Below are 10227 nucleotides of genomic sequence, written 5' to 3'. Positions count from 1 at the left end.
GGATAAGGTGTAGCGCTGGCGCATCACTGGGTAAATTGAACTCTTCGCCTTCAAGAGTCACCAAGGTTTCTAAACCCGGTTTACGCGTAACCCCTTTGGCTATACCCATCATTCTTGGTCGAAATGGCCAATCACCCCAATATTGAGAAATGATCTCATGAGCGCGGTTGAGCTGACCTTTACCACCGTCGATAAAAATGATGTCTGGGATCTTATCGACATCAAGTTGCTTCGAGTAACGCCTCTCAAGCGCCTGAGCCATTGCCGCGTAATCATCACCACCGGTAATGCCAGTGATGTTGTAACGGCGGTATTCCGGCTTAACAGGGCCTTCCTGATTGAACACCACACAAGACGCTATCGTACTTTCACCCATGGTATGACTGATATCAAAACATTCCATCCGTTTAATCACATCCATCGACAACACTTCTTGAAGCTCTTTAAAGCGCTGATTGATGGTCATCTTGTGATTAATCTTAGTGGTAATAGCCGTCAATGCATTGGTATTCGAGAGTTTAAGGTAACGACCTCGAGTACCTGAAGGGTTGGTATTGAAGTGAATCTTACGACCCGCCACTTCACACAAGGCTTCTTGAATCGGTGTGATATCTTCCATCAAATCGGCATTGAGAATCAAACGAGTTGGGATGGTTCTCGCTTCATTATGCGCAAGATAATATTGGCTTAAAAAGCTCGAAAAACAAAACTTCCGCGCATATCAACAAATTAAAGGTCAATACGACTTTGCTGATTTCGAATTACACATCGACCACGTTCAAGGTGACCCGTATGCATCATCTTCACGTTTTCGCGCAACACGCGCTTGGTCGTTAACAGGGTTAGATTGGCTTAAAGAAAAATCTTACGAATACCAAGTAGCAGCGCGTGATTTTATTGCACGTAGCTTCTCTGAATTTGCTAAGCAAGAAGCGACCGTGTCTATCGCACTAACCGGCCAAACTGTTTTGGATAACACATCTGTGGTTTTCACCGAGCACGGTATCGAAATTCGTTTTCGTATCAACCTACCCGCTGATGGTCGTAGTATTCTTGCAAAGAAAGCAATCAACATCATTACATTCTATTTGCCTAAGTTTATTCGTCGCGCAACGCTTGAACGCGAACTCAACATCGAAGCGATGATTAAGCATTGTGAAGCTGTTGAAGACCAAGACGCATTGCGTGCTCAATTGGAAGAAAACAACCTAGCAGCATTCGTTGCAAATGGCAGTGTATTACCTCGTATTGCAGGTAACTGCGACCTGCCAATGAAAGGCGCAGTTCCTTTCCTAGCACCAGAGTCTTTAAGTGTGACGCTAAACGCGCCAAACCAAGGTGATGTGACTGGCCTAGGTATTCCTAAAGGCATCACGCTGATCGTTGGTGGTGGTTTCCATGGTAAATCTACACTATTGAACGCCGTTGAACGTTCTATCTACAACCATATTCCTGGTGATGGCCGTGAAGGTATCGTGACTGCGACCGATACGATGAAGATCCGTGCTGAAGATGGCCGATGTGTACATAACTTGAATCTTTCAAACTACATCAACCATTTACCAATGCAGAAAGACACGTCTAATTTCAGCACACAAGATGCATCAGGTTCTACATCGCAAGCGGCTTGGCTACAAGAATCGATTGAAGCAGGCGTTCAAACACTACTTATTGATGAAGATACGTCAGCGACTAACTTCATGATTCGTGACGAACGTATGCAAGCTCTAGTATCAAAAGGTGCTGAGCCAATCACTCCACTTGTTGACCGTATTGGCCAACTTCGTGAAGAGATGGATATCTCTACCATTGTTGTAATGGGTGGATCTGGCGATTACCTAGACGTGGCTGACACTGTTATTCAAATGCACGACTACCAAGCGGTAGACGTAACTGATAAAGCACAAGAAGTCATCGCTCAACACCCTACTCAGCGAACTAACGAATGTGAGACCGCATTAGAAACGTTTGTTCCTCGTTCGTTAAACCGCGCAGCATTGATGAACATTCTTACTGACGGCAAATTCCGAGTTAACGCGAAAGGCAAAGAGTCACTGCGTTTTGGTAAGGAATTCGCGGACCTTTCTGCATTAGAGCAGTTAGAATCAACGTCAGAAGTAAACGCGATTGGTTGGGCTTGGTTCCAGTTTGCACAAACTCCAGGTTGGTCAAACAACCCTGCTAAAGAGTTTAGCGCTATCTTAAGCGATGAGTGGCACGTGAACATGCCAAACTACGGTGACTTAGCGAAACCAAGAGTATTGGATGTAATGGCCGCACTAAACCGTATGCGTAAATCTCAGTTCAAACCTTCGAGCTCGAACTAATACCTCGCGTTAAGTTAATCTTTATTGTTACGGCTCTCATTTATGAGGGCCGTTTTTTTGCGTTCAATTCCTATATTTCTATCTGATTCGGCCACTCTTTACGTAACTACATTGTTGGTCAGCGCTTTAATCATAGAAATCCCCAAAATCATGACACAGCTTTTACAAAACTATGGCGATATTCAGATAAAGTTCCGACTCGATAGGTGTAACTAAATGTAACAGACTCTTGAGGCTTCAATGAATCATAAACGCGTTAAGATGCGTGACCATAAAATCGAAGTAAACCTATTCAAAAACCGTGTAATCGTGGCGTTTTGTGGGATCTTACTGTTCACTCTCGTCTTAGTCGCCAACCTGTACCGACTTCAAGTCGACAATTTTGAAAGCTATCAAACTCGTGCGGATGGCAACAGAATCAAAGTATTGCCTATCGCGCCTACTCGCGGGCTAATTTACGATCGTAATGGTGTGTTGCTTGCCGAGAACAAGCTTGTGTTTAATCTAACGATGATTCCCGAGCAAACAGATGATGTCGATACCATGCTCGCCAAGCTCGACAAATACATCCCGCGTGATGTTGAGCAGATCGCTCGATTCAAAAAACGTTATCACAACACGCGCCGTTTCAAATCTGTCACTATATTAGAGAACCTAAGTGAAGAAGAGATTGCTAAGTTTTCGGTGCACCAGTACCAATTCCCCGGCTTATCGATTGATACGAACTTAAAGCGCTTTTACCCAAATGGAGAGGTGCTGACCCATGTCTTAGGGTATGTGGCACACATCAATGATAGTGACCTAAAGAAGCTAGAAGAAAAAGGCATCGAAGCGAATTATCAAGCGACTACTATTATTGGTAAGCTCGGTGTCGAACGCTATTACGAAGATATCCTACACGGAACCAAAGGCTATCAAGAAGTTGAAGTAAACAGCCGTGGCCGTGTTGTTCGGACTATTGAGTACGTGCCGCCAGTTGCAGGCAAAGACATAGTATTAAATATTGACCTTGAACTGCAAAAATACGTATTTGAACAACTTGATCACCGAACCGGAAGTGCGGTTATCCTCGATCCAAAAGACAACAGTGTACTGGCGATGGCATCTAGCCCAAGTTATGACCCTAATCTATTTGTCGACGGCATTTCGAGTAAGAACTACCAACGTCTATTGAATGACCCTGCTCACCCGTTGGTGAATCGCACCACACTGGGCGTTTACCCTCCAGCATCCACCATAAAACCATTTATGGCCGTTGCCGGATTACAAGAGCATGTTATATCAGAAAACACCATTCGTGATGATCACGGTTCATGGCAAATTCCCGGTTCCAAACGCAACTCTAAATCATGGCGAGACTGGAAACGCTGGGGTCACGGTCCTGTTGACGTAACTCAAGCGATTGAAGAGTCGGTGGATTCATTCTTCTATCAAACCGCCTTTGATTTAGGTATCGACCGCATCTCAAGTTGGATGAATCGCTTTGGTTTTGGTGAACCTACGGGCATCGATATCTATGAAGAAAGTACCGCCAACATGCCAACTCGAGAGTGGAAGATGATGCGTTATCGTACCCCTTGGTATCAAGGTGACACCGTCCCTATTGGTATTGGTCAAGGGTATTGGACATCCACGCCAATGCAACTTGCCAAAGCAACCTCGGTACTAGTTAATCATGGGAAGGTAATGCCACCTCATATCTTGAGAGCTACCTTAGATCACGGTGAAGATTTTGATACGCAAAAACTGGTTGAACCTGAGCCGATGCTGTCGATCACTGAAGTACCAGACGAGATATGGGATGTACCTATTAATGCGATGCGACTCGTAAACCACGGCAGTCGAGGTAGCGGCAGACGTGCATTTAAAGGAACTGACTACACTAGCGGCGGTAAATCGGGAACAGCCCAAGTATTTGATCTTGCAAAAGATCAGGTCTACAACTCCAAGAAACTGGCTCGGCATTTACTCGACCACGCGCTTTACACGGCATTCGCACCTTACGAACACCCTGAATATGTTGCGACTGTGGTCATCGAGCACGGTAATGGTGGTTCCAAGGTCGGTGCTCCTTATATCCGTAAAGTACTCGACTATGCATTCGAACATAAGAGTGGAGAAAACAAAGATCACTCATAGCACAATAAATGAAGTTGTAACGACGCTTAATCTAGTAACAACGCATAGCCTAGTAACAATACAAGCATAATGACGACAAAGCCCCACTTGTGTCACTCACAACATGGGGCTTTCAATTTTATATAGGGCTTAAATTTCACTCTAAAGAGTCAATAAACAGCGCAGTAAGAGTTACGTCGATTATGAACTTCGTAATACATGCCACGCCTCACAAAGCGTCTGGAATTTTGCCGTATTGCCCTCGTCTCTATCGGGATGCCACCGCAACGCCAGCTGTCGCCAACGCTTTCTAATTTCCTTATGCGTTGCGTCTACAGGGAGATCAAATAACTTCAATGCACGGTTTTTATCTAAATTGAGCGTATCAGCGCCAACAAACTTTCTGTACCGAGTCCAAAACTCGTTCAGCAGCCTTTTGACTTCACCTTCATCCGCTTCATAGTTAGTCCAATTAGTGTAGTAGTCTCGAAGAGGGTCTTGGTGATCAATGCTGTGGCTATTTCCATGATAGCTTCCATTCATTAATTCAATATCCATTGCTTGAACTTGAAGCCAACCATCAGGGTGCAAGGTTTCTTGAAGCTGATACAGCGCATTCATAATGAGAAAGTTCTTTTTAAATAACTCCTTCTCGGGTGCTGCATCTAATACAGGCATAAACCCAAGGTCGTTTAGATAAGCCGCCAGTGTGTGTACTTTCCATCCACTTGGTTTTCGCTTAAGCACTTCCATAATGGGCCAGAGCAAAGGGTTCTCCATATGGCTATGAAAGCTCGCTCTCACACCTTGATTATTCGACATAGTTGGCTCATTTGGGTTATTAAGTTGTTAGCTTGTTAGGCATGATGAATTGCCCTAGGTCAGTGGGCTGACTTCTCTTAATTGAAAGCGATTTTCTACGATTTGTCGAGCTTAATGGAACACCACATTCAATTGCTTGGCTCAAGAGCCCGTTATCCATCAAAATTACGCAGCTAAGGTGACCAGTAATTGGCTATGATTGGTTTAGCTCTTTGGAAAAACAAAAAAAGGCCAGCAATTTTGCTGACCTCTGATATCTATACCAATTTTAGCACAAGGAACTAGTTAATTAGATAACACCAAGCTCTCTTAGACGTTCCATTAGGTATTCATTTGCGGTGTACTTCTCAGACAGTACAACTTCCGGTTTTGGGTGAAGGAATAGTGGCAAAGAGATACGAGATTTCTCTTGGCGTTCACCTGATGGATTAATTACACGGTGAGTTGTCGATGGGAAGTAACCACCTGATGCTTCTTGAAGCATGTCACCAATGTTTATGATCATATTACCGAAGTCACATGGAACATCTAACCACTCGTCATTCTGAGCTTTAACTTGAAGGCCCGGCTCATTTGCTGCAGGAAGAACAGTCAGTAAGTTGATGTCTTCGTGAGCAGCTGCGCGGATAGCACCTGGCTCTTCATCGCCTTGCATTGGTGGGTAATGAAGAACGCGAAGCAGTGTTTGTTCGCTGCCATTAATCATTTCAGAAAGCGCGATTGAGAACTTCTCTTGTACTTCTTGAGGCGCATGTGCTTCAACCCAACCTAATAGTTCTTGAGCAAAAGCATTAGCACGTTGGTAGTAATCTAGAATCTGTTCTTTTAACTGTTCAGGAATCTGACCCCAAGGGTATACGTGAAAGTATTCTTTGATGTCTTTTACAGTGTGGCCCTTAGCAACTTCAGAAACTGAAGGTGGAAAATATCCATCTTGTGTTTCAACATTGAAGTGGAAGTTCTCTTTCTCTTCAGAAATGAAGAATTGGTACCAGTTCTCGTAAATTGACTCAACAAGCTCTTTTGGGATGGGGTGATTCTTAAGAACACCAAAACCCGTTTCACGTAGAGATCGAACAAATTGTTCTGCTGCGTCGTCAGCAAGGTAATCGACAGTTTCCAGTTTCATGACTTTTCTTTCTTGTTATGTAGTAATGCAATGATTTTAAGGATCGCTTTGTTGTAAATCAAACTTTTGTGAAACTCCGCCAACCGTTTGTCTAGATACTGGGCGATAACACTACTTTTCAACAAATCTAGTGATTAGAACACAATTGAACACTGTTCATTATTATGTAACTATACAAAAAACTTATAAAGGATCTGATGATGACAATTACGCCACTTGCTCAAAATAGACCTCTACTCTCACTAACTGCTGTCTATCTTGTTATCTTTCTCTTTTCAGCCTTTGCGCCATCTTCAAGAGCCGTTTGGATCGCTGAGATCGTCCCTGCTCTCGGTATTCTTATCGGGATATGGTGGCTATCCACCAAGCTCACCTTTTCTAAGACAGCTTATGCTCTGATGTTTATCTGGCTTATTTTGCACACGATAGGCGCAAAATATACCTTCTCAGAAGTGCCATTTGACTGGTTCAATAACCTTATCGGCTCTGAGCGCAATAACTTTGACCGAGTAGCCCATTTCTCTATTGGTCTTTATGCCTATCCACTCGCAGAGTATTTGATTCGTAAGAAATTGGCTCAGCCGATACTAGCCTGTTTCTTTGCCCTATTTGCGATCATGAGTGTAGCAGCTGGCTACGAGATTATAGAATGGTGGTATGCAGAAATTGCAGGTGGTGATGAAGGTATCGCGTTCCTTGGCTCACAAGGTGATATTTGGGATGCACAGAAAGACATGCTGTGTGATACAACGGGTGCCATTGTCTCGCTATTACTGTTGCAACTTCAAGGACGAGTTAGAGCTCATTAAGCTCTAACCTTTCTTCTGAATATAAAAAACAATGTGAAATGCCACACGCATGATGTGCTGCGGCATTTATTCTTCTCAACTACTTCATAGTTACCTTGCCACCCACAAATTTGTAGGCAGGCGTACCTCGAACCAAAGTATCTCGCGCAAATTCAATTCCGCATTCAGGGCACACACAAGGGTCTTTTGTGAAATCTTCAACGATCCGTTCCTTAAAACACTTTACGAGCGCCCCTTTGCCGCCTTTTCGATACTTGAAAAGTTGTGTCTTACATTTAGCGCAGAATATCTGGACCGTTTTAGTAGGTTGTTTTTTGTTTGGTTTAGCCATAGAAGTTAATGATTGAACCCTTTATTTCTTAAGTTTAGGTGCGACAAGAACCAAGCTTATTCCAAGTAAGATAACAGTCGATGAGATAATAAATTGCATAGTAACAGGTTCAGATAACAACAAAACGCCACCAAGTGTCGCGATAACGGGAACAGAAAGCTGTGCAATGGATGCGACCACTGTATCCAGTTTTTTCACCACGTAATACCACAAACTATAACCCACACCAGAAGCCACTGAGCCCGACAATATTGCGTAAATCAAGCCTTGTTCTGTGATGGATATTTGCGATGCCACATTAGGGATGACAAGTAACAGGCTTACTAACACAAGGATCACTAACGAGCTAAATGCAAAGTTGGCAGTAGTGGATTGCAACGCGTTCGTGGATTTCTTACCCGCAAGTGTATAAATCCCCCAACCTACTCCAGCCAGAGCCATCAATATGATGGAGGTTATATCGGGCGAACTTGTCGAATCCGTCGGCATGAGTAAGTAAACGAGCCCAGAAACTGACAACAAACAACCACACCACTCTAACAATGACATTCTATTGCCAGCTAACAGGTGTGCGGCAATCATCGTAAATTGAACCGCGACAAACAGAACCAAAGCACCGAGACCTGCACCAAGCTCTAAGTAAGCAAACGAGAAACCAAACATATAAACGAGGAGTGACAATATTGATGTGAATTGAAACGGTAATTTGAGCTTTGTCTCTACCGACTTGTCGTTGTTTACTAGCTCCTCTCTAGACTTAGAGTGGGAAGACAAAGTTAATAAAATCAGAAGTGTAAGGGCACCCGATATGATACGAACGATCGAGAAACTCAAAGGATCAATGGTTTGATCCATCAAAGCCCAACGACACAACACTGAATTGGCAGCAAACGCCACCAGCGTTATAAATGTGATCATCACCGTTTGCATCGTGTTGTCCTAATCAAGTTATCTCTGGTCTTAGTCAACGTCCGGTTTTACCCAAACTTGGCTAAAGTCGAACCAACCGAGTGCATTACACTTTGCGTTCTGCAGCGTACCGCATTGATCTTTGTTAACGCCTAACCAACAGTGGAACATTGGAATCAATTGATTGCTTTGCACCAATTGTTTACCTAACTGTCTTGCTGGGAATTGCTCGAATTCGCCCGAGCGCCAACGATCGATCATGTGACACCATTGATCGAAGTCTTCTGCCGGGCTAGATTCATCGAGAAAGCTGTAATCCATCAACCAGCCCGCTAACGCGTCATCTCTATTGTTAGCGATACCCATTGGATTAATCCAAATATCGACATTATCGGCGTGTGGAGGATCGGTTTCGTAACCATAAAGTTCAACGTCGACGTCATATTGCTTCAACACTGTAACAATAGCCTTCGCAAGTGTTGGAAACATTGGGTGTTGGCATTGGTAAGCCAATCTAATGGTTGGTTTCGCATTCGCTGGTGGACAAACCGGCGTGTTCAACTTGATGTCATACCAACCGGGCTTTATCCCATAAGCGTGTAACACTCCCAAATCGATAACAGTTTCTTTCGGAATGTGTACAAACAGATCGGCCGCATTCAAAGTATTAGATAAAAATTGCGCCCATGCAGGATCTTGTGCGATGCCCTTTTTCCGATTCAACAGTAGATAGGTACAGCCGGGATCAAGTTCGACTTCGTCGCTATCGCCGCGATCCGCCATTACAGGCTTAGAAAGACTTGGGTAAACCATTGAAGAGTAAGCCTCATCAACAACCCAAACCTCAACACGATCAATCAATGACCTAAAACCAAAATATCCGTTAAAAGCCGTTAGCACGAGTTGCTTCTCATCGTTCTTTTCAATGCGATAAGGGCCAGTACCAATCGGTCGAATATCGTAGTCTTCACCACGTAAAATCATCGGTAAGGTGACTTTGGCAACAGATTCAGTCAGAGCGAGTGGGAAGTGTTTATCTGGTCGCGTTAAAAAGACATCAACCACACAGTTTGCCGGAGAAGAGACGTCTTTTATATGTGAGAACATATTGAGAGGTTCGAGTGCTAGCAGCGTATCCACAACATGATTAGTTAACAAAGGCTCTCCGTTATGAAAACGGACTCCGGGTCTCAAGAAGAATCGCCATTGATAATCGCTGATTTTTTGCCATGAATGAGCAAGATCGGGCTGTAATTGATCGTTCTCATCCAAACGTGTTAACCCACTGAATACCTGACAGGTAATATGCTGCTCAGATCGTCGCATCGACTTTGTCGGGTTAAGCATAGAAAGCGGTCGGTAATAAGGCAAACGAATAACCTGCTCACCTTCCTGGTATTGCACACCCAAGTAATTTTGAATAACTTGAGTCAGCTTGGCTGCATTGTGATCAAGCACTGACAGCGCTTGTCCAATTTTACCTTCTTGTAAGTAGCGTCTTGCTAAGTTTTCACTGACATCGCAACGATTCTGCTTAAAAATAAGTTGAGATAACTTGCCTCGCCCAGCCGCAGGTAACCACTCAACCCATCCTTCTTCTTCAAGCTTATTGAGTACCATCCGGGCATTACGACGGGTACAACAAAGCACATCCGTGATGTCGTCGAGCTGAACATCAGAATCTTTACCATCGAAGTATTCAAACAGGGTTTCAAATTGAACGCGAAGTCTTGGGCTGCTCATAAAGAGGAAAACTTATTCAAAGGACATTGAATTCAGTTT

The 10227-nt window shown here is 43.8% G+C and carries 7 protein-coding genes and 2 pseudogenes; 3 read left to right on the top strand and 6 right to left on the bottom strand.

Annotated elements, in window-relative coordinates:
- A pseudogene (gene uvrC, locus AB4653_RS05215) lies at positions 1-715 on the bottom strand (excinuclease ABC subunit C); the annotation flags it as partial.
- Between uvrC and AB4653_RS05210 the strand changes: the two are divergent.
- Both AB4653_RS05210 and mrdA read left to right on the top strand, forming a co-directional pair.
- Positions 687-2327: pseudogene (locus tag AB4653_RS05210) on the top strand (P-loop domain-containing protein); the annotation flags it as partial. The pseudogenes uvrC and AB4653_RS05210 sit on opposite strands and share 29 nt — an antisense overlap.
- A gap of 240 nt (positions 2328-2567) precedes the next feature.
- Complete coding sequence (gene mrdA / locus AB4653_RS05205) at positions 2568-4466, top strand: penicillin-binding protein 2 (protein ID WP_009845329.1); 1899 nt, start codon at positions 2568-2570, stop codon at positions 4464-4466.
- Positions 4467-4646: 180 nt separating this feature from the next.
- Here mrdA and AB4653_RS05200 read toward each other — a convergent pair whose 3' ends face one another.
- Both AB4653_RS05200 and AB4653_RS05195 read right to left on the bottom strand, forming a co-directional pair.
- Complete coding sequence (locus AB4653_RS05200; RefSeq protein ID WP_009845328.1) at positions 4647-5267, bottom strand: DNA-J related domain-containing protein; 621 nt, start codon at positions 5265-5267, stop codon at positions 4647-4649.
- Positions 5268-5556: 289 nt separating this feature from the next.
- Positions 5557-6396 (bottom strand): isopenicillin N synthase family oxygenase, encoded by an 840-nt coding sequence (locus tag AB4653_RS05195; RefSeq protein ID WP_009845327.1) that lies wholly within the window; start codon positions 6394-6396, stop codon positions 5557-5559.
- A gap of 200 nt (positions 6397-6596) precedes the next feature.
- On the opposite strand from AB4653_RS05195, the gene AB4653_RS05190 reads away from it, so the two are divergent.
- Positions 6597-7205 (top strand): DUF2238 domain-containing protein, encoded by a 609-nt coding sequence (locus tag AB4653_RS05190; protein ID WP_009845326.1) that lies wholly within the window; start codon positions 6597-6599, stop codon positions 7203-7205.
- 79 nt (positions 7206-7284) lie between these two features.
- Here the strand turns inward: AB4653_RS05190 and AB4653_RS05185 are convergent, their stop codons facing one another.
- Genes AB4653_RS05185 through AB4653_RS05175 form a run of 3 tightly spaced genes read right to left on the bottom strand, consistent with a single transcriptional unit; the run spans position 7285 to position 10188 of the window.
- Positions 7285-7536 carry a hypothetical protein gene (locus AB4653_RS05185; RefSeq protein ID WP_009845325.1) on the bottom strand — a complete coding sequence of 84 codons (252 nt, stop codon included), beginning with the start codon at positions 7534-7536 and terminating at the stop codon, positions 7285-7287.
- Positions 7537-7557: 21 nt separating this feature from the next.
- On the bottom strand, positions 7558-8466 hold the full coding sequence (locus tag AB4653_RS05180) for a DMT family transporter (RefSeq protein WP_009845324.1): 909 nt from the start codon (positions 8464-8466) through the stop codon (positions 7558-7560).
- A 30-nt stretch (positions 8467-8496) separates the two neighbouring features.
- Positions 8497-10188 carry an SgrR family transcriptional regulator gene (locus AB4653_RS05175; protein ID WP_009845323.1) on the bottom strand — a complete coding sequence of 564 codons (1692 nt, stop codon included), beginning with the start codon at positions 10186-10188 and terminating at the stop codon, positions 8497-8499.
- Between the last annotated feature and the right edge of the window lie 39 nt (positions 10189-10227).

Origin of the sequence: Vibrio sp. 10N.222.48.A3 (assembly GCF_041475345.1) — a bacterium.
In the GTDB taxonomy this organism is placed as follows: domain Bacteria; phylum Pseudomonadota; class Gammaproteobacteria; order Enterobacterales; family Vibrionaceae; genus Vibrio; species Vibrio tasmaniensis_A.
Note: the sequence above shows the minus strand (reverse complement) of the source record. Positions and strands in the feature narration are given on the sequence as shown.